Genomic DNA, 24,860 nt, shown 5'->3' with positions numbered 1-24,860 from the left:
AACTCTTCCGGATAAGGCTTGGGCACAGCGACATCCTTCCCACCCGCCCCACAGGGCAAGCCAGTTCAGATGTCACCCAATCGTGCAGCAGACCCCTTTCTCTACTTCATTGACGCCCTGAACCACGCCCGCTCCACGGAGTGTGGGTCGACGGCAGACGGGATAGAAGCTGGGCAGGTTGTGGTTTCTGCTAGATCAAAAAGCCCCGTCGCTGCCGCTAGGCTGGCCCCAGATCGGGAGGGGCGCTATGACAGCGTGGATCATGTTTGCCTGTGGGTGTTTCATTGCCGCTATGGGGGTGTTGACCCTGAACGGCTGGCGGGCAGCACAGTATAGGAAGCCGGTTGTAGCCGGTTGGGGCGCTGTCTCAATGGGTGCCGGACTTGCCGTCGACGGACTACCGAGACTGCTCGGGTGGTCTAGCGGTGTAGGAGCCACCTTGGCCACCGTGGGCTTGGTTCTCGTAGTGCTCGGTGCTGTGGCTCAGGCCCTTGGCCACCGAGGCTGGAAACGCCGGCAGAGGACAATCGGCTGAGCGCGCCACCGAGGGTCATTGCAGTACAGCAACCTCCTTGGCCACCAGCGCCCTGCGGTGGCCGCCAACACCTCCTTCACCAGGTCCGCAGACCTCAGCGACCATCGTGCCCGTAGTTCGCATCGAGGGGCCGCGGGGCGTGCCACTTCCGTGCTAGAACGGACGGGGACTCACGGGGAATCGAGGTTCGCCAGGGTGCGCACCGCCCCATGCTGCCCAAGACAGGGATTCCCAGGTCACGCCGGTGATCCCCCAACCTCGCTCTTAGAGGTCCTAACAAAGGCGTTGGACGTGTCGGTGGGTGATGAGGCAGGTGGCGAGGCCGAGGAAGGCCTCGTGGATGTCGTCGCGTCGCTCCCAACGGATCCGTAGTCGTCGGAAGCCGTGCAGCCAGGCGATCGTGCGCTCTACCACCCAGCGGAAAATGCCCAGGCCGGAGCCGTGTTCCACGCCTCGTTCGGCGATGACTGGGCGGATGCCGCGGTCCCGGAGCAGGCGGCGGTACTTGTCGTGGTCGTAGGCGCGGTCGGCGAGCAGGGCATCGGGTCTGCGTCTGGGCCGGCCGACGACGCCTGCTACCGCCGGAATCTTGTCGATCAGGGGCAGCAGCTGTGTGACGTCGTTGCGGTTTCCGCCGGTCAGGGACACTGCGAGTGGGATGCCCTGGGCGTCGGTGACGACGTGGTGCTTGCTGCCCGGCCGTGCGCGGTCGACCGGGCTGGGTCCGCTTTGGGGCCCCGCCGGGCCGCTCGCACGTGGGAGGAGTCGATCACCGCCCGGGACCAGTCCAGCTGCTTCGCGGCCCGCAGCTTCCTCAGCAGCACCAGGTGCAGTTGGTCCCACACGCCGGCTTCGTTCCACGCGGCCAGGCGCCGCCAGCAGGTCATGCCCGAGCCGAAGCCCAACTCCTGGGGCAGGTACTCCCATTGGATGCCGGTATGCAGCACGAACAGGATCCCGCACAAGGCCTGCCGGTCCGGCACCCGCGGTCTGCCCTCGACCAGCTTCGGTGCCGGCCCGGGCAGCAACGGCTCGATGAGCGACCACAGTTCATCCGACACGATCCATGGCCGAGACTGACGTGTTCCCACACTCGGACCAACGACCGCCCAAGCCGAAGGTCACAAGATCAACAGCTTCTGTTAGGACCCCAAGACGCCATGCTGCGCGCCGACCCGGACGATTACAGGCCCGTATGGTTGCTTGCCTTCTACGATCAGGCCGAGCTGCACCACTTGGCCCTCTCCGCATACCTCGCCCTCGGCGACCATCCAACCGCCGAGTATCACGCTCACCGCTGCCTTGCCGCTCTCCGATCCCACATGGCTCGCTCCCGGGCCATCACCACGACTCGGCTGGCCCATGCTCAGCTCGCCCAAGGCCACGTCGACGCCGCCTTGGCCACCTCGAGACGGGTCCCCGCCGATGCCGCCATCCGCCATGCCCGCGTCTCGCGCATGCTCCAAGAATTCGGGGCCGCCCTCCGCGCCACTGCACCCGGAAGCACCGCGATCCAGACCTGGCCCGAGCACACCGCCAGCTGGAGGATGACCACATGACCTCGGACTCCGCTATCGAGCTTCGTACCTTCACTGCCCTCGACGCCATCCGCGGCGACCTCCTGGACGTGTATGCCGAGGCACGCGCACCGCTGCTCCACCTGCCCAACTATGCGGTCACTGCGTTCGGAGAGCGACTCGACCGCCATAGCGGCGAACCCGGATTCACAGCCGTCCTCGCGTATGTGGATGGTCGGCCCGTTGGTTACGCCTATGGCAACACCATCGAGTTCGGCGATCGGTACTGGCAGCGCACCAGCCCGACGCCAGAAGGGAGGTACACCGAGCAGCCAGCAGTGGCCCTGAAGGAAATCGGTGTCAGCCCGAGGTGGCGGAAGACCGGTACCTCCCGCCGCATCCACGACGCCTTGCTCGCCGTACGCGACGAGCCGTACGTCACTCTGATGGTCAACTCGGCTGCCGGACATGGGAAGGTCCACGATCTCTACAGGTCGTGGGGTTATGGGGACATCGGGCAGAGCCAGCCGTCGCTGGCCTCGCCGGTCCTGACGGTGATGATCCGCTCGACCGGGTCCACCGGGCGGACTGCCCGCCGTCGGCCGTCGGCGCCTCACACTCTACGAGAGAGCAGCTAGAACAGCCCTCTGTCAACATCCCCAGGGAGAGGGCTGGCAGGAAGTTGAGCGGTGGCAGGACGAGAGCGGCTCCGGTCGCCGGGGCGACGAAGGCGACGCCCCTGGCCTGTCGTGTCCCGACCGTGGCGACGCCGGTTTGCTCGCGGGTCAGCCGGTCAGCGTGAGCAGGAAGACGATCGGACGTAGCAGTCAATCAGTGGATCAGCGGAGATACTTGATTGCACGTCGTCCGATCTCACCGGCAAGGGGGCAGGGCTGCTGACTCCTGCGTAGGAGACCGGGCTGAACGCCTTCGACATCGCCCTCGCCGCCGGCCTCGCGGCGTGCCGCGCCACTTGCAGCTCCGGCGGGTCGGCTCACCGACATCGTTACCGAGATCGACCGGACCCTGGACCAGTGGTTCACCGACCGGCTCACGACCGCGATCATCGCCAACCTCGACCTGATCGACAACCGCGGCGCGCTGTATGCCGCCTCGGACCGAGGCCGGCTGGATCCGGCGCGGTGGCGGGGATGTCGCAGAACTCGCACCGACGGACGGGCGGCCCCCGCTCGAACCCGAGCCGGCTGCACTCGTTCCCGTTCCTTTCCGGCGCGCGTCATCCGGAAATCCGTCCCGTGTACCCGGCCGACGCGGCGGTGGGCCCGGCCTTTGCCAGAAGTTGATTGAGGCGCCCAATTTGATCATGGTACACAAGGTGACGACCGACAGAACAAAAGGATATACGGGGCATGAGCTTAGAAACCGGACTGAGTCCCATAGCGGCGGTGCGCGCTCAACACCACGAGTTCGCCAACTGCCTGCACACAATGGCGGGCTTGCTGCACATGGAAATGTACGACCGGGCGAGCGAGTTCATCGCGGAATTGACCCGCATGCGCACCAGGGAGACGCAGCACGCCGACCGGGTGCGTGAGCCGGTGCTCAGCGCACTGCTGGTGGGCAAGAGCGCGGTCGCCGCCGAGCGCGGCGTGGCGCTGCGCATCGGAGCGGGCACCAACCTCCCGCGCCGTGCTCTGGTTCCGCACGATCTGATGATGGTGCTGGGCAACCTGATCGACAACGCGCTGGACTCCGTGGCCTCCCACGGTGTCCCGGACCCCGGTGTCGGCATCGACATCTGGGCGGAGGGCGACACCGCGGTGCTGCGGGTCGCCGACAACGGACCCGGAGTCCCGCCCGACGCACGTCCCTTCGTGTTCCTCAAGGGCTGGTCCACGAAGCAGCCGCACGGCGGCCGGGGCATGGGTCTCGCCCAGGTGCGGTGGATCACGGACCGGTACGACGGCACCGCCACGGTGGACGAACGAGTCGGCGGAGGAGCCGTGTTCACCGTACGGCTGCCGCGGGCACTCGCCCCCGAAACGGCGGCCGCCCGGTGATCGACGTGCTCGTCGTCGACGACGACTTCCATGTGGCCGGGGTCAACTGCGCCTATGTGGACAGGGTTCCGGGCTTCCGGGTGGCCGCACGGGCACACACCGCCGGCGAGGCGCTCGCCGCGGTCGAACGGGGCGGGATCGACCTGATCCTGCTCGACCAGTACCTGCCGGACCAGACCGGCCTGCGTCTGGTGCAGCGGCTGCGGCAGCGGGAGCACCCGGTCGACGTGGTCATGGTGTCGGCGGCCCGGGACGCCGAGTTGGCGCGCGCCGCGCGGCGTCACGGCGTCCTGGACTACCTCGTCAAGCCGTTCGGTTTCCCCGCGCTGCGCGCCAAGCTGGAGGCGTACGCAGCCCTGCACGGCATGCTCGACGGAGTGGACGAACTGGAACAGGACGGCCTGGACAGCGTCTTCGGCGCCCGTGGCAACTCGACGGCACCCGCTTCCCGGAACCACTCGGGGCCGACCACCGAGCTGATCCGACAGGTCCTGCGCGAGGCTCAACGCCCGCTCTCGGCACAGGAGGTGGCCGAGCGGGCCAAAGTGAGCCGGTCCACCGCGCAGCGCTACCTCAAACGCCTGGAGGAGCAGGGCGGCGTGCGGCTGAGCCTGAAGTACGGGGACGCGGGCCGTCCCGAGCACCACTACAGACTGCGGACGAGCTTGGCAGAACGCGCAGAATGAGTTTTCCGCACGGAAGTCCCACTGCGCTCAGAAACGCGTCTCCCGTGGTTGCCTGATCTACCGTCCTGTTCGAGCCGCGGTTCGCGATCGGGTGGGCCGGAAACGGCTCTCCGGTCGAATCCGGCGACGAATGGACGCGTTCTCGCGGCCGTTCTCCGGGTCCATTCCCCTGTTCCGTTCTCATGCTCGCGGCAGGGTGGTTCACGAGATGTCGGGACGGAACAGAATGAAACTGACCACCGGGGGCCGAAGGCTGGTCGCCGCCGCGCTGGTGCAATCCCTCGGTATCGGTCTGTTCATGGCCAGCTCCATGGCGTTCTACACCCGGCAGGTCGGGCTCACGCCCAACCAGGTGGCGACGGGACTCGCCACGGCCGGCGGGGTCGCGTTGCTGGTCTCCCTCTACGGGGGAGTGCTCGCCGACCGGTACGGGGCACGGCGCGTGCTGGCCGCCGTGTACGTGGGCCGCGGGGTGTGTTGCGGGGCGTACGCGTTCGTCGGCTCCTTCTGGCAGTTCATCGTGGTGACCCTGTGCGCGGTCGCGTGCGACCGGGCGGGGCCGCCCGTCCTCCAGACCCTGGTCGCGAACGCCGTTCCGGAACAGCAGGAGCGCACCCGGCTCCTCGCGGTCGTCAACGTCGTACGCAACTGCGGACTCGGCGTCGGCGCCATGGCGGCCGGCGGTGCCCTGGTCTCCGACACGCTGACCGCCTACCGGATCGTTCTGGCCGCGATCGCCTGCGCGTTCCTCGGCGGAGCTTTCCTGGTACTGCGTGTCAGGGAGGAACACGGCAGGGAGACGGGGACACAGGCGTCCCGGGAGGCGAAGGCGCCCGGACGACGAGCGCTGCCGGACGCCCGTTATCTGGCACTGACCGGACTCAACTTCCTGCTGTCCTTCTTCGACGCGCTGCTGCTGGTGGCCATGCCCGTGTGGGTCCTCGACTACACGGACGCGCCTAGGGTGACGGTGTCGGTCCTGTTCGCGGTGAACACCGTGCTGGTGGTGGTTCTGCAGATCCCGGTGAGCCGGTTCGCCGACGGCCTGCACCGCACGAGCCGCATGCTGACCTGGACCGGCGCGGTGCTCGCGGTGGGGAGCCTGTGCTTCGCCGCGGCGGGCAGCTCGCCCGGCTGGGCCTCGGTGGCCTGGCTGGCCGCGGCGGTCGCCGCGCTCTCTCTGGGCGAAGTGATCGCCAATGCCGCGGTGTGGGACCTGTCCATCACGCTGGCTCCGCCCGAGGCGCGAGGCCGCTACCTTTCCGTCTTCAATCTGAGCATCAACGGCCAGCGCGTGCTCGGCCCCATCATCGTCACGAGTCTGCTGCTCGGCGGCGGCACCACCGGCTGGATCGGCGCGGCCCTGGTCTTCGCGGTGGCCGGGATGACGGCGGAGCGGGTCGCCCTGACCGCGGGCAGAAGCATCGGCGTTCTGGCCCCGGTACCGACCGAGACCTGACGCGACCCGCGCCCGCGCGGGCCGGACGGCGACCCGCCCCCGTGCCGGTGGCCGTGCCCGGTCACTCACGCAGCCGCCCGGCCGGCGAGCACGGCGAACGCGCGCCCACGAAGCTCTCGGCCCCACCACTTCGCACCCGCACCCGCACCCCACGGGGAAGGACACCATGACCACCACGATGCCGACGCGGCCCCTCGCCGACGGCTTCCGCCACCACGCATCGACCGATCCGGACCGGATCGCCCTGACCCTCGGCCGCCGCAGCCTCACCTACGCCGAGGCGGACTCCACGGCCCGCCGCTGGGCCACCCGTCTCCTCGAGACACGCGGGGACGGCGAACGGCGCCCCCGTCGCGTCGGAGTCCTCGCCCACCGCAGCGAGCCCGCGTACCTCGGTGTGCTCGCGGCGTTGTACGCGGGCGCGGCGTTCGTACCGCTGAACCGGAAGTTTCCCGTCGCCCGTACCCGCGCCATGCTGGAACGCGCCGACCTGGACGCCCTGATCGTCGACGAGGCCTCGGCCGCTCAGCTTCCCGAGCTGCTCAAGGGCCTGAAGCGGTCCCCCGACCTGCTGCTGCCCGACGACGGGACACCGGCCGGCATCCGGACCGACGGCCCGTCCGGCGCCCTCGTCCTGCGGCAGGCCGACCTCGCCACGGCGCCGGAGCTGCGCGAGCTGCCCGAGACCGGCCACGACGACCTGGCGTACCTGCTGTTCACCTCGGGCAGCACCGGCACGCCCAAGGGGGTGCCCATCACCCACGGCAACGTCCGCGCGTTCCTCGACACGAATCAGGACCGGTACGGGATCACGCCGGACGACCGGTTCTCCCAGACCTTCGACCAGACCTTCGACCTGTCGGTGTTCGACCTGTTCATGGCCTGGGAACACGGCGCCCGCGTGTGCGCGATGGATCCGATCGAACTCCTCGCCCCGTTCAAGTACCTGGAGCGCAACGGCATCACCGTGTGGTTCTCCGTCCCGTCGGTGGCTGCCGTCCTGCGCCGGCGCGGCGTGCTCGCACCGGGCACGATGCCGACCCTGCGCTGGAGCCTGTTCTGCGGGGAGGCCCTGCCCAGGGCCACCGCCGAGGCCTGGCAGGCGGCCGCCCCCCGCTCTGTCGTGGAGAACCTCTACGGTCCGACGGAACTCACCATCGCCTGCGCCGTCCACCGCTGGGACCCCCGGACCAGCCCGGCCGAGTGCGTCCACGACAACGTGCCCATCGGCCGCCTCTACCCGGGCCTGGACGGTCTCGTCGTGAACGAGCGGCTGGCACCGGTGGCCGACGGGGAGACCGGTGAGCTGTGTGTCGCCGGTCCACAGGCCACGCCCGGGTACTGGCGTGCCCCGGACGTGACGGCGGAGCGTTTCTTCGAACACGAGGGCCTCCGCTACTACCGCACGGGCGACCTGGTGCGTCGGCAGGGCACCGAGCTGGTCTGCCTCGGCCGCAACGACCAGCAGGTGAAGGTCGGCGGGCACCGCGTCGAACTGGGGGAGATCGAGGCCGTACTGCGCCGGGCCGGCTGCGCGGAGGCGGTCTGTCTGATGTGGCCGGACGACTCCACCGTCGCCGCGGTCGTGACCGGCACCGCAGACCCGGCCGACCTGTCCGACGCGGTCGCGGCCGAGCTGCCCGCCTACATGGCCCCCAGGAGCGTGCACCCCATCGGCGAACTGCCGGTGAACGCCAACGGCAAGGTCGACCGCGGTGCCCTGCGCCGATGGCTCGACACCCGGACCGCTGTCCCCGCCTGACCCTCCGACTCCCACCGAGCACCTGCTGGAGAGAACAACATGAGCAGCGTCGACCAGCTGATCGCGCACACTCTCGGGATAGCCCCGGACCGGGTCACCGACGACCTCGAATACCAGTCGATCAGAGAGTGGGACTCCCTCGGCCACGTCGGGCTGATGGTCGCCCTCGAAGAGGCCTACGGGGTGCCGGTCGATGACGAACTCATCCTGGAGCTGCGGTCCGTGGCCGCCATCCGTGCCTTCGCCGGACGTGACGGCGATGCTCCCGGCCGGGCCGCGGCACCCGCCGCCGAGGAAACCGTCTCCGTGCACCGCGGCCTGGAGGGCGTGAGCTTCGACCGCACTTCCGTCACCCGCATCGACGGTGCCGGGGGCGTCCTGGAATACCGCGGCTACAGCATCCACGACCTGGCCGGCCGTGCCTCCTTCGAGGAGGTGGCACATCTCCTCGTACACGGTGAACTCCCGGACCCGGCCGGCCTGGAAGCGTTCGGCAAGGAACTGCGCTCCCGGCGGGAACTGCCCGTGCCGGTCGTCGAACTCGCCCGCGCGCTCGCCCCGGTACACCCGATGGAGGCGCTGCGCACTCTGGTCTCCGCGCTCGGCTCGTTCGGCCCGGCACGCAGCACCGGCGCCGACGAGACGTACGACGAGGCGCTGGAGGCCGGCATCGACCTGATCGCCCGCATACCGATGCTGGTCGCCGCCCACCACGCCTTCCGCAGCGGGCGGGAGTTCGTCCTCCCGGCGGGCGAGACCTCGTACGCGGAGGCGTTCCTGACCGCCCTGCTCGGCGAGCGGCCCTCGCCCGCGGCGGTCCGGTTCGTCGACAAGGGGTTCATCGTCCACGCCGACCACGGCTCCAACGCCTCGGCTTTCACCGCACGTGTCGCCATCGGCTGCCGGTCGGGAATGGCGGCCGCGCTCACCGCCGCCGTGGCCGCGTTCGCCGGCTCGGTGCACGGCGGCGCGGCTGAGAACGCGGTCCGCCTCGTCGACGAGGTGGGCGAGCCCGGCAACGCCGAGCGCTACGTCGCCGGACTCCAGCGGCAGGGCCGACCGGTGATGGGCTTCGGACACCGGGTGTACCGCACGGAGGACCCGCGGGTCCGTCATCTGCGGGCCACCGTCGTGGAACTGAGCGAGGAGCGCGGGGACCTCGGAGGCCTGGAGATCCTGGACGCGGTCGCCGCCGCGATGCGCCCCTACGGCCGGCACGGCGTGGCACCCAACGTCGACCTGTACGCGGGGCTCGCCTACCGGCTGCTCGGGCTGCCCGACGACCTGGCCGTGCCGCTGTTCGCGGTCGGCCGGAGCGCCGGCTGGGTGGCCCAGGCGCTGGAGCAGCACGCCAACAACGTACTGATCAGGCCGCTGCTGGAATACGTCGGACCGCGCGAGGTGCCGTACCCGGGAGCGGCCGGGTGAGCAGTCACCTGCTGCTGGTCGGAGCGGACGAGCAACGGCACGCCACGGCACACCGGCTGGGACTGCGGCTGACCCTGCTCACCAGGGTCTCCTCGTTGGGCTCGCTCCGTGACCTGGCGCGCTACGAGCGGATCATCGCCGTGACCGACTCCGCCCCCGTCGAGGAGTGGACCGCGGCCGCACGCACCGTGGCCGCGTACGACCCCGTCGACGCCCTGGGAGCCTTCGCCGAAGAGGCCCAGGAACACGCCGTGGCCGTCGCCGACGCACTCGGGCTGCCCTGCCATCCGGCCGAGGCGGTACGCCTGGCCGGGCACGGGCCGCTGCTGCGGGCCCGTCTGCGCGACGCCGGCGTGGACGGCACCGCGGCCAGCGAGGTGCGCGACACCGCGGACGTCGCGGCGTTCGCGGCTGTGTACGGGTACCCCCTGGTACTCAAGCCCGTCGACGGCATGGGCGCCGGGGCCGCCTCGGTGATCCGCTCCGCCGCCGAGCTCGCCGAGCTCGCCGAGCTCGTCGGCCTGCTGCCGACGGGGCGCCGGATGATGGTCGAGGAGTACCTGGACGGTGAGGAGTACGGGGTCGAGGCGTTCTCCGAGCGCGGTGTGCACCGGCTGGTGTGCGTGAGCCAGACCCTGATCGACCCGGTGGCCCGGGTGCGGACCGGGCACTGCCTGCCCGCGCCGGCCGAGAGCCGGCTGCGCGCGGACGTCGAGGCGTTCCTGCCGCGGGTGCTCGACGCGCTGGGGGTCCGGGACGGACCCACCCACACCCGGATCGTGATGACGGACGCGGGCCCCCGGGTGGTGCGCATCCGCCTGCGGCCCGGCGGCGACCGGATCGTCGAACTGGCCTCGCTGGCCCTGGGGCTGGACCTGGACGAGTTGTGGGTGCGGCACGTGTGCGGGGAGCGGGTGCTCGACGAGCTGCACCCGCGACTGAGCCGCGCGGCCGCCGTCCGCTTCGTGACACCACGCGCCCCCGGGCTGCTGGAGCGCTGCTACGGCGCGGAGGAAGCCGCGGCCGTCGAGGGAGTCGAGGGCGTGCACTGGCTGTGCGAACCGGGCTCCCTGTATCCCGGCGCGCTCACCCCCGAGACGCCCGGCGCGTGCGTCGTCGCCACCGGGGACAGCGGGCAGCAGGCGGTGGCCCGCAGCCTGGCGGCGGCCGCGCGGCTGCGGTTCGTGGTGGTGTGCGCCGGATGACCGCGACGGCACGGCCTCCGGGCGGGACGCCACCGGCCGACGGCCACGAGGACGAGAAGACGAGCAAGGACGAGAAGGACGGACTGGCCATGACCGACAGGGGACGGCCCGCGGGCCGCGACACCGAGTGGTACGACCTGCCTGCCTTCGCCGCAGCAGCCGGGATCGCCCTGGACGCCGTACCGTACAGCGGCCGAGTACTGCTGGAGTCGCTGCTGCGGGACGGCGAGCCGGAGCAGGCCGCGACGCTGGGCAAGCGGCTGGCCGCGGGCGAACCGCCGGAGATGGAGATGCCCTTCCGCCCGGCCCGCGTCCTGGTGCAGGACTACACGGGCATCCCGCTGCTCGTGGACCTGGCGGCGCTGCGCGACCGGGTGTCGCGACCCGGCCGGGTCGCCCCGGCGCTGCCCGTCGACGTCGTGGTCGACCACTCCGTGCAGACGGACTGGGCCGGCCGTCCGGACGCCCTCGCCCTGAACGAGGCGCTGGAATGGAAGCGCAACCAGGAGCGGTACGCCTTCCTGAAATGGGCCGAGTCGGCGTTCGACGGGCTGCGCGTCATCCCGCCGGGCCACGGCATCGTCCACCAGGTGAACCTGGAGCGACTGGCGACGGTGGTCGCGCAGGGACCCGGCGGTCTGCTGCGCCCCGACACGGTGATCGGCACGGACAGCCACACCACCATGGTCAACGGCATCGGCGTGCTGGGCTGGGGCGTCGGCGGCCTGGAGGCGGAGACCCTGATGCTGGGCCTGGCCCAACCGATCCGCGTACCGCGGATCGTCGGGGTCCGGCTCACCGGCGCGATACGCCCGGGTGTCTCGCCCACCGACGTCGCCCTCACCCTCACCCGGCGTCTGCGCGAGGAGAACGTCCGTGGGCTGATGCTGGAGTTCACCGGCCCCGGAGTGGCCGCGCTGACCGCCGCCGACCGCTGCACCGTCGCCAACATGGCCCCCGAGTACGGGGCCATGAGCGCCTTCTTCCCGGTCGACGAGGAGACCCTGCGCTATCTGCGGCAGACCGGACGCGCCGAGAGCGACGTCCGGCTCGTGTCGGAGTACTGCCGCGCCCAAGGCCTGTTCGCCGACCCGTCCTCCGAGCCGCGCTTCGGACGCGTCATCGACGTCGACCTGAGCGCCGTCGAGACCTCGCTGGCCGGCCCCAGCCGCCCGGACCAGCGGATCTCCCTGGCCGAACTGCCGGACTCCTTGCGTGCGTCGACCTCTCGGCCCCCACGCACGGCGCAGGGACTGAGCGACGGCGACATCGTCATCGCGTCGATCACCTCCTGCACCAGCACCTCCAACCCGAAGGCCATGCTCGCCGCGGGACTGCTGGCCCGCCGGGCGGTCGAACTCGGCCTCACGGTGCCCGCCCACGTCCGTACGAGCCTTTCCCCGGGCTCCCGCGCCGTCACGCGCTACCTCCGCGACGCCGGACTGCTGCCGTACCTGGAACAGCTGGGCTTCCACGTCACCGGCTACGGCTGCATGACCTGCAACGGCGGCAGCGGTCCGCTGGCCGACGGGATCGGCGCGACGGTGGAGCGCGAGGGGCTGACCGTGTGCGCGGTGCTCAGCGGCAACCGCAACTTCGAGGCCCGGGTGCACGCCCAGGTGCGGGCCGGCTACCTGGCCTCGCCCGCCCTCGTGGTCGCACTGGCCCTGCAGGGCCACGTCCGCGCCGACCTGGAGACCGAGCCCCTGGGCACCGACGGCGACGGCGCGCCGGTGTATCTGCGCGACCTGTGGCCCGACTCCGCCGACATCTCGGCCCTGGAGCGGGAACACGTCACCCCCGAGGTGTTCGCCGCCGAGGCCGCGGACCCCGCGCGCACGGACCCGGCGGACAACTGGGCCGCGCTGCCCGCACCGGACTCCGACGTCTTTCCCTGGGACGAGACGTCCACCTACATCCGGCCGCCCGCCTACGCGAGCCCGGCCACCGACCCCCGCCCCCTCACCGGCGCCCGCGCGCTGCTCGCCCTCGGCGACGACGTCAGCACCGACCACATCTCCCCCGTGGGTACCGTCCCGCCCGGTTCCGCGGCCGGCCGGTACCTGCGCGAGCGCGGGGTACGGGACTTCAACTCGTACGGGTCGCGGCGCGGCAACCACGAGGTGATGGCGCGCGGCACCTTCAGCAACCCCCGCCTGGTCAACGGGCTGCTCGGCGACGGGGACGGCGGCGGCGACACCCTGCACCTGCCGAGCGGCGAGCGCCTGCCGGTCTACGAGGCGGCCCAGCGGTACGCGGCCACCGGCACCCCGTTGGTCGTCCTGGCCGGCCGCAGCTACGGCATGGGCTCCTCACGGGACTGGGCGGCGAAGGGCCCCTGGCTGCTCGGAGTGCGCGCGGTGCTCGCCGAGAGCTTCGAGCGCATCCACCGCTCCAATCTGTGCGCCATGGGGATCCTGCCGCTGCTGCTGCCCGAGGGCACGTCCTGGCGGTCGCTGGGGCTGACCGGCCGGGAGGAGTTCGATCTCGCCGTGGACCTGGTCCGCGAGACCACCGTCGTCGAGGTCAGGGCGGACGCCGTCACCTTCGACGCACGGGCCGACGTGCACTCCGCGGGCGAGTGGGCCGTACTGCGCGCGGGCGGCACCATGCCCTACCTGATCGACCGCATCGAGCGGGAACTCACGTCCGCGCGAGAGGAGGCCCGATGAGCGGCCGTCTGCTGCACGAGCTGGGGCTGGAGACAGCGGCCGAGACGCTCACCGGCCATTCGGCCGCCTTCGCCCCGGTCCATCTCGGCACCCGCGACGTGCGTGTCGCCACGCTGCTCGACGCCGTGCGCGCCGAGCCCGGCCTGCTGCCGCCACGCAGCGGGCACCTGGGCAACTGGGAGGACATCGCCCTCGGCCGCTCCGGGCCGATGGACTTCAACACCGCCGTCTGCGGCGGCGGCCACGGCTTCCCCCTGATCTACGGTTTCACCCAGACCGAGGCGGACGAGGCGGGCGGCGACGGCGTCTACCTCCCCGGCTCGCTGGTCGAGCGGGGCCAGCGGCGGGTGCTGCCGCTGTACACCTGGGACGGGCACACCTTCGTACGGCGTGACCGTTCCCGTCCGCTGTTCTGCCCGCTGGTGCAGGCCGAGGTGGACGGTGCACTGGTCCCGCTGGTCGAGGTGCACTGGCAGCGGATGCGCGCGCTCACCGGCTACCGCTTCGAGCTGGAGGCGACCCGGCTGGTCGCCCACGCCCCGCTGGTGGCGGACATGCTGTGCGTGCTGCTGGAGGAGGCCGCGGGCAAGGAGAACCCGCGCCGGGCGTTCGCCGAGCTGATCAGCCACGCGGCCCGGCTCGACGGCCGGGTGAGCCGCTGCGAACTGCGCCCCGACGGCTCGGGATACGTCCTCGACGGGCACCGGTTCGGCTCCGCGCGCGCCCTGGCCGAAGCGGCCCTGCTGCCGCTGCGGGCACTGACCGACCCCCGCTGGTTCTTCGAGCAGCAGGCCGCGATGCCGCCGGTGCTTCCGGTGCCGTCCCACCTCCTGACCACCGCACTGTCGGCACTGCTCGGCGCCGACTACCCGGACGCGGGGCCCGGAGACGGACAACGGCCGGTGGCGCCCGGCACCACCGAGGACGGCCTCCGCGTCCATCTGCACTGGGGCGCCCGGGCGATGGCCGGCTGTCCGCCGCGCCGCGGCGGGTACTTCGGCCGCAAATCCACCGCACGTGCCCTGCGCGGCATCGTGGGCCCACTGGTGCGTGACTTCGCCGAGGCGCACCCGCTGTGCTTCGTCCTGCTGCCCGCGCCCGTCTTCATGCTCTGCCCGCCCGATACCTCCGAAGGGGACGCGCACGAACTGGCGGGCCTGTTCAAGACCGTGCTGTCCGCGCCGCCGGAAGCGGCCTACGACACGGCGCTGGGGTGGCTGGCCGAGTCCCGGCCCCACCTGTCCGATTACCTGCTCGACCGGTTCCGGGACGGCAGCGGCGTACCGCACGACGGAGCACACCGCGATCCGGCCGTCCCCGTCGAACCGGACGGATTCCGGGACCTGACACTCCGCCAGGCCTCGGCTCTGGTCGCGGCCTTCGAGGAGGCTCTGGCATGACCGGGACGACGGACACACGGTCGGCGGCCACCACACAGGTCGCACACCGCCGTATCGAGGTGTCCTTGGCGGAGCCCTTCGCCAGCAACACCGGCGTCACCACGCACGTACGCCAGAGCCTGCTGCGTCTGCGGTGGGCGGGCCTGACGGGTTACGGCACGGCGCTCTCCGCCGACTCCGGCGAACTGGCCGCCTGCGTACCGCTGCTCGCCGACGCCACTCCGTACGACCTGCGCCGGGTCCTCGACGCGCTGCGGGCGGCCGGGGTGCGGCCGGCCGTGGCCGCGGCGGTCGACCTGGCGCTGCACGACCTGCTCGGCAAGGCCGTCGGCCGGCCCCTGCACCGGCTCCTGGGCCTCGGCGGACTGCCGCTCGCCCCGACCGCGCTGTCCATCGGCGCAGGCAGCGAGGAAGAACTGCTGCGCAAGGGAGCGGAGTTCGGCGACTGGCCGATCCTCAAGCTCAAGCTGACACCGGACGACGACGGCAGCCGGGCGGGCGTGCTGCGCTCGGTCTACGGCGGTCGCATCTGGGTCGACGGAAACGGCTCCTGGACAGCGGAGCGGGCCCTGGAGGTGGCCGGCGAACTGGCCCGGCACGGAGTCGAACTGATTGAACAGCCGGTCCCGCGCGGCGACCTGGAGAGCCTTGGCCAGGTGCACCGGCGTTCCCCCGTACCCGTCGTCGCCGACGAGGACTGCGCACTGCCCGAGGACGTACTGCCGCTGCGCGGCCGGGCGTCGGCGGTGAACATCAAGCTGACCAAGTGCGGAGGCCTGCGCGCCGCACTGGACATGATCACGCTGGCCCGGCAGTCCGGCCTCCGCGTAATGCTCGGCTGCAAGACCGAGAGCGCCCTCGGTGTGACGGCCATGGCCCAACTGGCTCCGCTGGCCGACCTGCTCGACCTCGACGGCCATCTCGACCTGTTGGACGACCCGTTCTCCGGTGCCGTGATCGACCGGGGCAGGATCGTACTGCCGGACGACCCCGGACTGGGCGCGCGCTCGCGCCCCGACAGCGAGAACACCTGGGAGAACTGACATGCAATTCCGCTGCGCCGTACTCGACGACTTCCAGAACGTGGCGAGCACGTATGCCGACTGGTCGACGCTGCGCGACCGGGTGGAGGTCGTCTCCTTCACCGAGCACTTCGCCACCGAGGACGAACTCGCCGCGGCCCTGGCCGACTTCGACTTCGTGGTCACCCTGCGCGAGCGGGTTCCCTTCCCGGCCTCGCTGCTGAACCGGCTGCCCCGCCTGAAGCTGCTGATCGCCTCCGGCATGCGCAACTCGGTGATCGACTACGCGGCCGCGAAGGCGGGCGGCGTCACCGTGTGCGGGACCCAGAGCTCCTCGACACCGCCGCTCGAACTCACCTGGGCCCTGCTGCTCGGTCTCGCCCGCGGCATCGTCCAGGAGAGCAACGCCCTGCGGGACAACGGCCCCTGGCAGTCCACCGTCGGTGCCGACCTGGACGGCCGCACGCTCGGCCTGCTCGGGCTGGGCAAGATCGGCAGCCGGGTGGCCCAGGTCGGACTGGCCTTCGGCATGAAGGTCACCGCCTGGAGCCAGAACCTCACCAAGGAACGCGCGAACGAGTTCGGCGTCGAACTCGCCTCCTCCAAGGAGGAGTTGCTCAGCAGCAGCGACTTCGTCTCCGTCCACCTCGCGCTGGGCGACCGTACCCGGGGCCTGCTCGGCGCCGCCGAACTCGCCCTGCTCAAGCCCACCGCCTTCCTGATCAACACCTCGCGGGCCGCGATCGTCGACCAGGACGCCCTGCTCGCCGCGCTGCACGAGGGCCGTATCGCCGGCGCCGGCGTCGACGTCTTCGACGCCGAACCCCTGCCCGCCGACCACCCGATGCGCACCGCGCCGCGACTGCTCGCCACCCCGCATCTCGGCTATGTGTCCCGCGCCAACTACGAGCGCTACTACGGCCAGGCCGTGGAGGACATCCAGGCCTATCTCGACGGCGACCCGGTCCGGATCCTCGGCTGACCTGCTGTCGTGAGCCCCGGCGGCCGTGCGGCCGCCGGGGCCCTTTTCCCGCCCCACCGTTCCCCCGCACGATCGGAGACCACCACCGTGAGCGTGTCCCGCCGCATGATGAAACTCGGCGCCTTCCTGCCCGCACCGGGCCACCACGTCGCCGCCTGGCGGCACCCCCACGCACGCCCCGACGGTGGCCTGGACTTCGACTACTACCGTTCGCTGGTGTGCACCGCCGAACGAGGCAGATTCGACATGGTCTTCCTCTCCGACGGCGCCGGGGTGCGCACCACCTACCGGGATGCCGAGGAACTCAGCCGGCAGGGCCGCATGGTGCACTTCGAGCCGCTGACCCTGCTGTCCGCGCTGGCCGTGCACACCACGCACATAGGACTGACCGCCACCGCCTCCACGACGTACAACGAACCCTTCAACATCGCACGGAAGTTCGCCTCCCTGGACTTCCTCAGCTCCGGTCGCTCCGGCTGGAACGTGGTCACCTCCGTCACGGACGCCGAGGCCCAGAACTTCAACCTGGACAGGCAGCCCGATCACGCCACGCGCTACGACCGGGCCCGCGAGTTCATGGACGTGGTCACGGGTCTGTGGGACAGCTGGGAGGACGACGCCTTCGAGTACGACAAGGAGTCGGGCCGCTTCTTCGACCCGGACAAACTGCACATCCTGCATCACCAGGGCAAGCACTTCTCGGTACGGGGTCCGCTGAACGTCGCCCGCCCGCCCCAGGGCTACCCGGTGATCGTGCAGGCCGGATCGTCCCCCGACGGCCAGGACTTCGCCGCCCGCTGGGCCGAGGTGGTCTTCACCGCCCAGCAGACCCTGGACCAGGCCCGGACGTTCTACCGGGGCATCAAGAAGCAGGCGGCCGAACACGGCCGGAACCCGGACGACGTGAAGGTCCTGCCCGGCACGTTCATCGTCGTCGGCCGTACCCGGGCGGAGGCCGAGGACAAGTACGCCGCCCTGCAGGACCTGGTCGACCCGGTGGTCGGGCTCGGCCTGCTCACCGGCCAGCTCGGCGACGTCGACATCTCCGGCTACCCTCTGGACGGCCCGCTGCCCGATCTGCCGCCCACCGAGGGCTCCACCAGCAAGCAGCAGCTGATCTACGAACAGGCCAGGCGTGAAGGACTGACGATCCGCCAGCTCTACCTGTCGGTGGCGGGCGGCCGCGGCCACCGGTTCCTGCTCGGCACCCCCGAGTCCATCGCGGACGAACTGGAGGAGTGGTTCGTGGGCGAGGGCGCCGACGGCTTCAACATCATGCCCGACTACCTCCCCGACGGCCTCGACGCCATCGTCGACCTGCTCGTTCCCGAGCTGCAGCGCCGGGGGCTGTTCCGCACCGAGTACGAGGGCAGCACACTGCGGGCCAACCTCGGGCTGCCCCGGCCCGCGTTCGGTGCGGCCCGCCGCCCGGCGGAGCGGTGAGCGTGACCGTCGACGGCACCACCCTGCGCTCCGTGCTGCGCGCGCACGCCTCGGGCGTGGCGGTGCTGACCGCGCCCGGCACGGACGGACCGGCAGGAGTGACCATCACCTCGTTCGCCCCCGTCAGCGCCGACCCCGCGCTGGTCTCCTTCTGCCTGTCCGACACCTCCTCCACCTGGGCCCGGATCAAGGACAGCCGGTGGTTCGGGATCCAGGTCCTGGGCGCCGACCAGACCGATCTCGCCGAGCGGTTCGCCGCGCCCGGCACCGACCGGTTCGCCGCGCCCACCCGCTGGCACACCGGCCCGCGGGGTGTCCCGCTGCTCGACGGCTGTCTGGCCTGGCTGGTCTGCGCCCGCCGCGAACGGTTCCGGATCGGCGACCACCACCTCGTGGTCGGCGCGGTCGAGAACGCGTTGCCGGGTGCACCCGGCAACGCCCTGGTGCACCTGCGCGGCGAGATCCGCCCCGTGGTCGGCACCCCCACCTCACTGGTCCCCTGAAGCCCCCGACCCTCTCCTGGATGCGCCCCATGCCGAAAGTCCTTCTGTACTCCCGCCAGCAGTTGACCAAACGCCCCCTCCAGCACTGGCTGGACGACACCGCGGGCCACGTCGTCCTGCTCACCACGCACAAGGCCGTCGTCGGCGCGGAGGACGTACTCGCCACGCACTTCCCCGAACACCGCCTGGTGGACGAGTACTACGCGTGGTCCACCGAGTGCACCGCCGAGGAGGCGGCCCGAGCCCACGGCGTCGATCTGGTGGCGAGCACCAGCGAGGACGACGTGCTGCGGGCGGCCCGGCTGCGCGAGCGGCTGGGCCTCCCGGGCCAGGACACCGCGAGCGCGACGGCCTACCGCGACAAGGCGGTCATGAAACGTCTGCTGCGCGAGGCCGGCCTGCCCGTGCCGTCCTTCGCGGTGATCGACAGCCCGATGGACCTGCTCGACTTCCTCGACGCCGAAAACGGACCGGTGGTCGTCAAGCCGCGCTTCGGGGCGGGCGCCGAGGGCGTGGACGTACTGCGCGACCCCGGCGACCTGGACGACTTCCTGGCACGGCAGCGCACCTCGGAGGTGCCGTTCCTGCCCGGGCAGTGGATGGCGGAGGGCTTCGTCCACGGCGACTTCTTCCACGTGGACGGCATCATGCGGGACGGTCACGTGATCCACTGCTGGCCCTCGCAGTACAACAGCGGTGTCGCCGAGCACCTGCACGGCCAGACCCAGCTCAGCAGCGTGCTCCTGGCCGCGGACGACGACCGTACGGCCGTACTGCGCACCCTCGCCCAGGACGTCGTCGCGGCACTGCCCACCACCCCCGCGCTCGCCTTCCACCTGGAGGCGTGGCTCGGCCCCGACGGCAGCCCCGTCATCTGCGAGATCGCCAGCCGCGCGGGCGGCGCCCTGGTCGCCGAGACCTACGAACGCGCCTTCGGCGTCCACCTGGCCAAGGAGGGGCTGCGCGCCCAGTGCGGCAGCCCTCTCACCCTCACCCACCAGCCGACCGCCCCCGAACCGTCCACCGGCTGGATCCTCTTCCCGCCCGGCCACGGCCGCTTCGTCCCGCCCACCGGACCCTGCCCCGTCCCCGGCACCGACTTCGTCCTCCACCTCGAGCCCGGTACCGAGAGCACCGGCCTCGAGTACGCCGCGCAGTCCGCGGCCGGTGCGCTCGTCACCGCGGACTCCCCGCAGGAGGTCCGCAAGCGCCTCACGTCCCTGACGGAGTGGTGGCACCTGCACACGAACTGGCTCTGACCTCTGTCCCGAGGACCGTGCCAGGGGCCGCCGGCCCACCGACGGCCGTCGGCCCCGAATCCTCTGCTCGATCGGGGAGCCGTCCCGGCGGACCGGCTCGTCCGCGAGGACGATCCGGTTCTGCCCGGCTTCGGAGCCGAGCCTCAAGGGGCCAGGGTGAGATCACCATGGTTGGACTTGGCGAGCGACCGACCGATGACCATGCGCTGGATCTGGTTCGTGCCCTCGAAGATCTGAGTCAGCTTGGCCTCGCGCATGTACCGTTCGACCGGGAACTCGCGCGTGTAGCCGACCCCGCCGAGGACCTGCACCGCATCAGTGGTGACACGCATCGCGTTGTCGGTCGCGACGAGCTTCGCGACCGACGCCTCACGGCTGAACGGCAGTCCCGCGTCCTTCAACCGGGCGGCATGGAGGGTCGCGGCACGCGCTGAGAAGACCGCGGCCTCCATGTCGGCGAGCAGGAACGCGACTCCCTGGTGGTCGATGATGCGTGATCCGAACGTCTCCCGGTCGCGTGCGTAGGCGATCGCGTGGTCGAGCGCCCCCTGGGCGAGACCGACCGCGACGGCCGCGATGCCGAGACGGCCGGAATCCAGGCTCGCGAGAGCGATACGCAGGCCGCCGCCCTCGGCACCGATACGCCGCTCGACCGGGACACGGACGTTCCGGAGGACCATGGTGGCCGTCGTGGACCCGGTCAGGCCCATCTTCCGTTCGGGTACATCAGCGGTGAGGCCCTCGGTGTCGGCGGGGACCATGAAGCACGAGATGCCCGTGCGGTCCTCCGAGGTGCGGGCCATGACCTTGTAGTAGTCCGCGTGGCCGCCGTGGGTCGTCCAGGCTTTCGCACCGTTCAGGACGTAGTGATCGCCGTCCAGACGGGCCCGGGTCCGCAGCGCGGCCGGGTCCGAGCCGGCGTGCGGCTCCGAGAGGCAGTAGGCACCCAGCAGCTCGCCGCCGAGCATCGCGGGCAGCCACTCCTGCTTCTGCTCCTCGGTGCCCGTCGTCGCCAGGCCGAAACACGACAGCACGTGCACGGAGACACCTACGCCGACCGAAGCCCACACGGACGCGATCTCCTCGACGACCTGCAGGTACACCTCGTAGGACAGGCCGCTGCCGCCGTACGCCTCGGAGTACGGCAGACCGAGCAGACCGACGCGTCCGAGGAGCCTGAACACGTCACGAGGGAATGCCTCGTTCGCCTCGTCGGCATCCGCTCGCGACGCGAGTTCATCGGCCGCCAGCTTCCGGACCAGCCTGATGAGGTCGAGGGACTCATCGTTCGGTAGCAGACGACGCGCGCTCATGGCACCTTCCAGCTGTCGGGGCGAAACATCGTTCGGAGACATCCGCGGGCCGGGGCACCGCAAGACGCTCTTCATGGACAGAGATCGAGACGCTCAGGGAAGACCGGCCGCCGCGTGGGTCTCGGCGGTGGCGCGGGCGGTGTCCCTCGACCCGGACGGGATCATGTTCACGCCGGTGGCGTCACAGGTGAGCACCAGCGGCTCGGTGGCGTCGTTACGAGTTGCCGGGTACGTGCAGGTTAGGCGCCGGCGAGCGGTACGCGACCCGAGAGATGTCCACGCGCCCGACGGTGGTGGCCGAAGCCCAGCTCGGGGGTACGTGGTGGCCATGCCGATCATGCTGGCGTTCGCGGCAGCCGGTGCGCCAGTGGCCGGCCGGGAGTTCACTCGTCCGTGAACGGTCGGACCTGCGACGTGACTTACGGACACGTGCGCGGGAAGTCAGGGTGGCGCACGAACTCGGCAGTCACCATGAAACGGATCACCGGTAATGGGTAAATCAGAAAAGCGCTTTGCTCGGTGAGTATGCCTACTGCAATTCGTGGCGGTCAGAACAGGGATGGCACTCGCATGAGTGAAACCCGCCGAGACCGTTTGGCCTTGACAGTCATGACTGGGCTACGGTGATCGACAAGCGGACGGTTTACCTCATCGACAAGGAATTCAACCCGGCAGGGAGTCCGGCACGGGACATCGAGAATTCCGGAAATGGGTGCTTCCGCCTTCCCCGCTGTGCGTGTTTCGGAGTGCGCAGTGCCCTGGGTCCCCTGTCACACATCTGCCCCTGTCATACATCTGCCATCTGCGTAGAGAAGTTGGAGCATCATGCCGCCCGTCGTTCCGCCGTTCCTGATCGGTCTCATCGTCGCGCCACTGGCCAAGCGTGTCCTCAAGCCACTGATGCGCGGCGTCGTCACGACGTCCGTCGGTCTTGTCATGGAGGTGAAGAAAGCGGCCCAAGAGGCCGGAGAGAACATCCACGACCTCGCGGTCGAGGTGGCTGCCGAGATGGTGGCGGCGCAGATCGTCTCCGGCGACGACCAACGGCCCACCGCGGAGGCGGCCTCGAACGGCGAGAAGGACGAGGCCAGGACTCCGAAGATCCGCGCGACCGTCGGTGCCGCGAAGGCGTAGTGACGCCCTGATGCCCGCCCGCCGCCTGGGCGCGTCTTCCTGCCGACCCCGGAAGACGGGTCCTCGCGGCGGTCGGCCGTGGGCCTTTCGGCCACGCTTCTGCCCCCTTTCGGAATTTCCACCCCGTCGCAGTGATCCGCCGTGCGTCGAATTCCGCCGCGCCCGTTGACGGATTACCCGCGACCTCCGCAAACAGGTGATTGTACGCATGTCATCGCTACTGGGTGCCGCAGCCGGATTCCGGTCCGCGGAATGGGACGTGAACCCGCGCTCGGTCACTCCGGGCCGTCAGCGCTGGGACGTCAAGCTGGTGCTCGGACGGCCACGGACGGCCGAGTTCCTCGCCGCCGCGCTGCGCCGCGTTCCCGGGATCACCGAGGCCCGGGCCAACCCGGTCACCGGTGGGGTGCTCGTCCGGCACGACGCACGGCTGCGCGCCGCGGACGTCGGCCGGATCGTCCGCAGAGCCGTCACCCTGGTCGCGGAGGATCCGACCGGAGCGGGACGCCCGGCACCGGCCCGGCCCGTTGCCGCACCGGCCCCGCAGGTGGACCGCGGCCTGGTCGTGCGACCGGTGCTCGCCGTCGGCGGCGGGGTCGCGGCCGGGATCGCGCTGATCAAGGGGTCGGCGCCGAGCAGGCAACTGGTGGCGGTGGGCGGGGTGGCCGCGGCGACCGCGGCTGTCCTCCGGAAGGCCTGGCGCGGAACGGTCGACGCGTCCCGGGAAGCGGCCGGGCCCGGCGTCGAACGCCACCCCCTGGTGGAGATCGTCGGACCGCACCGACGCCGTCTCTCCGGGGCCGTTGCCCTGTCCGTCGCCTGCCAGGTCTCTGAGATGGCGCTCGGTACCTTCCTCGGCTGGACCGGACTGGTCCTCATCAAGGGGCAGGCGGCTCCGCTGATCCGCCTCGGCCTGACCACCGCGTCCGCCCAACTCTTCGGGCTGGCGGGGCTGATGACCGTGGCCTGTGCCGCCGTGGGGGGCCTGTCATACGCCTCGAACCTCCAGTGGCGCCGGCTCGGCCAGGACATCGAGCACGACTGGCGCAACCGGACGTACGCCCATGTGCAGCACCTCGAACTGCGGCACCTGGAAGGCGAGCGGACCACCCGGATCGCCGGCGCGCTCACCGACGACGTCCGTCAGCTGGGCACCTTCTTCGCCACCTCGGCCAACGACCTGCTGCAACTCGGCACCAGTCTGGCCCTCCTGGTGCCGCTGTTCCTGTTGCTGGCGCCACAGATCGCCTGGATCGCGTTCCTGCCCATCCCGGTCATCGCCTGGCTGTCGTTCCACTACCAGGACAAGGTCGCGGCCGACTACGCCGTCTCCGGCGAACACCGGGCCAGGCTGCACAGCCAGTTGGTGAACACGCTGGAGGCCGGTGCCACCGTCAAGAGCTTCTGCACCGAGGACTACGAGGCCGAGCGCATCGACCGGCTGAGCGGGGAGGTCCAGGACAGCAGTCGGCAGACCGACCGGAGCACGATCCGCCACGCCGAGATCGTGCGGGCCTGCACGACCGGCTCGATGGCCGGGACCCTGCTGATCGGCGGCCGGGCGGTGCTCGACGGCAGCCTGCCGTTCGAGGTGTTCAGCCCGCTCATCGGGCTGCCCCAGATGGTGTTGCTGCGGATGAACCGGCTCGGCGGCATCGTCGACCAGTACCAGCGCACGCTCGTCGCCCACGACCGGGTCCGGCGGCTGCAGGTCCTCCCCCTCGAGGCCGACGGCGACGGAGGAGCGCTCGACGTCGAGAAGGTGCGCGGCGAGATCGTCCTCGACGACGTGACCTTCGCCTATCCCGACCGGCCGCCGGTGCTGGAGGGGCTCTCGCTGGACATTGCCGCCGGGCAGGTCACCGCCCTCGTCGGTTGCACCGGCTCCGGCAAGACGACCGTCGCCAAGCTGCTGATGCGCTTCCTGGAAACGGAGTCGGGCAGCGTGCTGCTCGACGGGCGGGACGTCCGCGACCTGCCGAGGCAGGATCTGCGCCACGCGATCGGGTTCGTCGCCCAGGACCCCTTCCTCTTCGACGGCACCATCGCCGACAACATCCGCTACGGCAGCTTCGCCGCCTCGGACGAGGCCGTGGTCGAGGCGGCCAGGATGGCCGAGGCCCACACCTTCGTCGCGACGCTGCCGGACGGCTACGCCACGGTGATCGGTGAACGCGGCGCAGCCCTCTCGGGCGGCCAGCGGCAGCGGATCGCGCTGGCGCGCGCGATCCTCAAGGACGCGCCGGTGGTGATCCTCGACGAAGCCACCTCCGCCGTGGACAACGAGACCGAGGCCGCCATCCAGCGCACGCTCCGTGTCTTCGCGGCCGACCGGACGATGGTGATCATCGCCCACCGGCTCTCCACAGTCCGCCACGCCGACCGGATCTACGTCATGGACACGGGCGGAGTGGTGGCCGAGCAGGGCACCCACGACGAACTCCTCGCCCTGCACGGACTCTACGCGTCCCTCTGGCAGCTCCAGGCCGGAGAGCTCGTCGCCTGACCCCGCCAGTCGC

At 70.9% G+C, this 24,860-nt stretch carries 18 protein-coding genes and 1 pseudogene; 17 read left to right on the top strand and 2 right to left on the bottom strand.

Annotated elements, in window-relative coordinates; genetic code table 11:
- Window positions 1-808: 808 nt before the first annotated feature.
- A protein-coding gene (locus tag ACH4S8_RS40505) for an IS5 family transposase (protein WP_398403508.1) occupies window positions 809-1,626 on the bottom strand; the annotation gives its coding sequence in 2 pieces (ribosomal slippage) (window positions 809-1,275 and window positions 1,275-1,626; 819 coding nt in all).
- A gap of 57 nt (window positions 1,627-1,683) precedes the next feature.
- On the opposite strand from ACH4S8_RS40505, the pseudogene ACH4S8_RS40500 reads away from it, so the two are divergent.
- The 15 genes and pseudogenes from ACH4S8_RS40500 to ACH4S8_RS40430 form a co-directional block, all read left to right on the top strand.
- Window positions 1,684-2,094, top strand: a pseudogene (locus tag ACH4S8_RS40500) (XRE family transcriptional regulator); the annotation flags it as partial.
- Window positions 2,091-2,690, top strand: coding sequence for a GNAT family N-acetyltransferase (locus ACH4S8_RS40495; protein WP_398403506.1), 600 nt, complete (start codon window positions 2,091-2,093; stop codon window positions 2,688-2,690). The pseudogene ACH4S8_RS40500 and the gene ACH4S8_RS40495, both read left to right, overlap by 4 nt.
- A gap of 732 nt (window positions 2,691-3,422) precedes the next feature.
- Window positions 3,423-4,073 carry a sensor histidine kinase gene (locus ACH4S8_RS40490; RefSeq protein WP_398403504.1) on the top strand — a complete coding sequence of 217 codons (651 nt, stop codon included), beginning with the start codon at window positions 3,423-3,425 and terminating at the stop codon, window positions 4,071-4,073.
- Window positions 4,070-4,759, top strand: a complete 690-nt coding sequence (locus ACH4S8_RS40485) for a response regulator (RefSeq protein WP_398403502.1) — start codon at window positions 4,070-4,072, stop codon at window positions 4,757-4,759. The genes ACH4S8_RS40490 and ACH4S8_RS40485 overlap by 4 nt, the downstream gene beginning before the upstream one ends.
- A 226-nt stretch (window positions 4,760-4,985) precedes the next feature.
- Window positions 4,986-6,218, top strand: coding sequence for an MFS transporter (locus tag ACH4S8_RS40480; protein ID WP_398403500.1), 1,233 nt, complete (start codon window positions 4,986-4,988; stop codon window positions 6,216-6,218).
- A 166-nt stretch (window positions 6,219-6,384) separates the two neighbouring features.
- Window positions 6,385-7,980, top strand: a complete 1,596-nt coding sequence (locus ACH4S8_RS40475) for an amino acid adenylation domain-containing protein (protein ID WP_398403498.1) — start codon at window positions 6,385-6,387, stop codon at window positions 7,978-7,980.
- A 39-nt stretch (window positions 7,981-8,019) separates the two neighbouring features.
- Window positions 8,020-9,408 carry a citrate/2-methylcitrate synthase gene (locus ACH4S8_RS40470; RefSeq protein ID WP_398403496.1) on the top strand — a complete coding sequence of 463 codons (1,389 nt, stop codon included), beginning with the start codon at window positions 8,020-8,022 and terminating at the stop codon, window positions 9,406-9,408.
- Window positions 9,405-10,613: an ATP-grasp domain-containing protein gene (locus tag ACH4S8_RS40465; protein WP_398403494.1), complete on the top strand. Its 1,209-nt coding sequence runs from the start codon at window positions 9,405-9,407 to the stop codon at window positions 10,611-10,613. The genes ACH4S8_RS40470 and ACH4S8_RS40465 overlap by 4 nt, the downstream gene beginning before the upstream one ends.
- Window positions 10,610-13,285: an aconitate hydratase AcnA gene (gene acnA / locus ACH4S8_RS40460; protein ID WP_398403492.1), complete on the top strand. Its 2,676-nt coding sequence runs from the start codon at window positions 10,610-10,612 to the stop codon at window positions 13,283-13,285. The genes ACH4S8_RS40465 and acnA overlap by 4 nt, the downstream gene beginning before the upstream one ends.
- Window positions 13,282-14,685 (top strand): DUF6025 family protein, encoded by a 1,404-nt coding sequence (locus ACH4S8_RS40455; RefSeq protein WP_398403490.1) that lies wholly within the window; start codon window positions 13,282-13,284, stop codon window positions 14,683-14,685. The genes acnA and ACH4S8_RS40455 overlap by 4 nt, the downstream gene beginning before the upstream one ends.
- On the top strand, window positions 14,682-15,728 hold the full coding sequence (locus ACH4S8_RS40450; RefSeq protein WP_398403488.1) for an enolase C-terminal domain-like protein: 1,047 nt from the start codon (window positions 14,682-14,684) through the stop codon (window positions 15,726-15,728). The genes ACH4S8_RS40455 and ACH4S8_RS40450 overlap by 4 nt, the downstream gene beginning before the upstream one ends.
- Before the next feature lies 1 nt (window position 15,729).
- Window positions 15,730-16,689 carry a D-2-hydroxyacid dehydrogenase family protein gene (locus ACH4S8_RS40445; RefSeq protein WP_398403486.1) on the top strand — a complete coding sequence of 320 codons (960 nt, stop codon included), beginning with the start codon at window positions 15,730-15,732 and terminating at the stop codon, window positions 16,687-16,689.
- A gap of 87 nt (window positions 16,690-16,776) precedes the next feature.
- Window positions 16,777-18,132 (top strand): LLM class flavin-dependent oxidoreductase, encoded by a 1,356-nt coding sequence (locus ACH4S8_RS40440; RefSeq protein ID WP_398403484.1) that lies wholly within the window; start codon window positions 16,777-16,779, stop codon window positions 18,130-18,132.
- The gene (locus ACH4S8_RS40435; RefSeq protein WP_398403482.1) at window positions 18,129-18,635 is read left to right on the top strand and encodes a flavin reductase family protein; all 507 of its coding nucleotides are present in this window, start codon (window positions 18,129-18,131) and stop codon (window positions 18,633-18,635) included. The genes ACH4S8_RS40440 and ACH4S8_RS40435 overlap by 4 nt, the downstream gene beginning before the upstream one ends.
- A 29-nt stretch (window positions 18,636-18,664) precedes the next feature.
- Window positions 18,665-19,894 (top strand): acetyl-CoA carboxylase biotin carboxylase subunit family protein, encoded by a 1,230-nt coding sequence (locus ACH4S8_RS40430; RefSeq protein WP_398403480.1) that lies wholly within the window; start codon window positions 18,665-18,667, stop codon window positions 19,892-19,894.
- Between the two features lie 143 nt (window positions 19,895-20,037).
- Here ACH4S8_RS40430 and ACH4S8_RS40425 read toward each other — a convergent pair whose 3' ends face one another.
- A complete protein-coding gene (locus ACH4S8_RS40425; RefSeq protein ID WP_398403478.1) occupies window positions 20,038-21,207 on the bottom strand; it encodes an acyl-CoA dehydrogenase family protein in 1,170 nt (389 codons plus the stop codon).
- A gap of 825 nt (window positions 21,208-22,032) precedes the next feature.
- On the opposite strand from ACH4S8_RS40425, the gene ACH4S8_RS40420 reads away from it, so the two are divergent.
- The gene (locus tag ACH4S8_RS40420; protein WP_398403476.1) at window positions 22,033-22,341 is read left to right on the top strand and encodes a DUF5132 domain-containing protein; all 309 of its coding nucleotides are present in this window, start codon (window positions 22,033-22,035) and stop codon (window positions 22,339-22,341) included.
- 208 nt (window positions 22,342-22,549) lie between these two features.
- Window positions 22,550-24,847 (top strand): ATP-binding cassette domain-containing protein, encoded by a 2,298-nt coding sequence (locus ACH4S8_RS40415; protein WP_398403474.1) that lies wholly within the window; start codon window positions 22,550-22,552, stop codon window positions 24,845-24,847.
- The last annotated feature ends 13 nt before the right edge of the window (window positions 24,848-24,860 follow it).

Source organism: Streptomyces sp. NPDC021080, assembly GCF_044333225.1.
Lineage (GTDB): Bacteria > Actinomycetota > Actinomycetes > Streptomycetales > Streptomycetaceae > Streptomyces.
Note: the sequence above shows the minus strand (reverse complement) of the source record. Positions and strands in the feature narration are given on the sequence as shown.

Bases quoted from the DNA above. Each gene is read 5' to 3' on its own strand.
- ACH4S8_RS40430 (WP_398403480.1), top strand. From the start codon at position 18,665: ATGCCGAAAGTCCTTCTGTACTCCCGCCAGCAGTTGACCAAACGCCCC.
- ACH4S8_RS40445 (WP_398403486.1), top strand. From the start codon at position 15,730: ATGCAATTCCGCTGCGCCGTACTCGACGACTTCCAGAACGTGGCGAGC.
- ACH4S8_RS40425 (WP_398403478.1), bottom strand. From the start codon at position 21,207: ATGAGCGCGCGTCGTCTGCTACCGAACGATGAGTCCCTCGACCTCATC.
- ACH4S8_RS40415 (WP_398403474.1), top strand. From the start codon at position 22,550: ATGTCATCGCTACTGGGTGCCGCAGCCGGATTCCGGTCCGCGGAATGG.
- ACH4S8_RS40490 (WP_398403504.1), top strand. From the start codon at position 3,423: ATGAGCTTAGAAACCGGACTGAGTCCCATAGCGGCGGTGCGCGCTCAA.
- ACH4S8_RS40480 (WP_398403500.1), top strand. From the start codon at position 4,986: ATGAAACTGACCACCGGGGGCCGAAGGCTGGTCGCCGCCGCGCTGGTG.
- ACH4S8_RS40470 (WP_398403496.1), top strand. From the start codon at position 8,020: ATGAGCAGCGTCGACCAGCTGATCGCGCACACTCTCGGGATAGCCCCG.
- ACH4S8_RS40450 (WP_398403488.1), top strand. From the start codon at position 14,682: ATGACCGGGACGACGGACACACGGTCGGCGGCCACCACACAGGTCGCA.
- acnA (WP_398403492.1), top strand. From the start codon at position 10,610: ATGACCGCGACGGCACGGCCTCCGGGCGGGACGCCACCGGCCGACGGC.
- ACH4S8_RS40475 (WP_398403498.1), top strand. From the start codon at position 6,385: ATGACCACCACGATGCCGACGCGGCCCCTCGCCGACGGCTTCCGCCAC.
- ACH4S8_RS40420 (WP_398403476.1), top strand. From the start codon at position 22,033: ATGCCGCCCGTCGTTCCGCCGTTCCTGATCGGTCTCATCGTCGCGCCA.
- ACH4S8_RS40495 (WP_398403506.1), top strand. From the start codon at position 2,091: ATGACCTCGGACTCCGCTATCGAGCTTCGTACCTTCACTGCCCTCGAC.
- ACH4S8_RS40455 (WP_398403490.1), top strand. From the start codon at position 13,282: ATGAGCGGCCGTCTGCTGCACGAGCTGGGGCTGGAGACAGCGGCCGAG.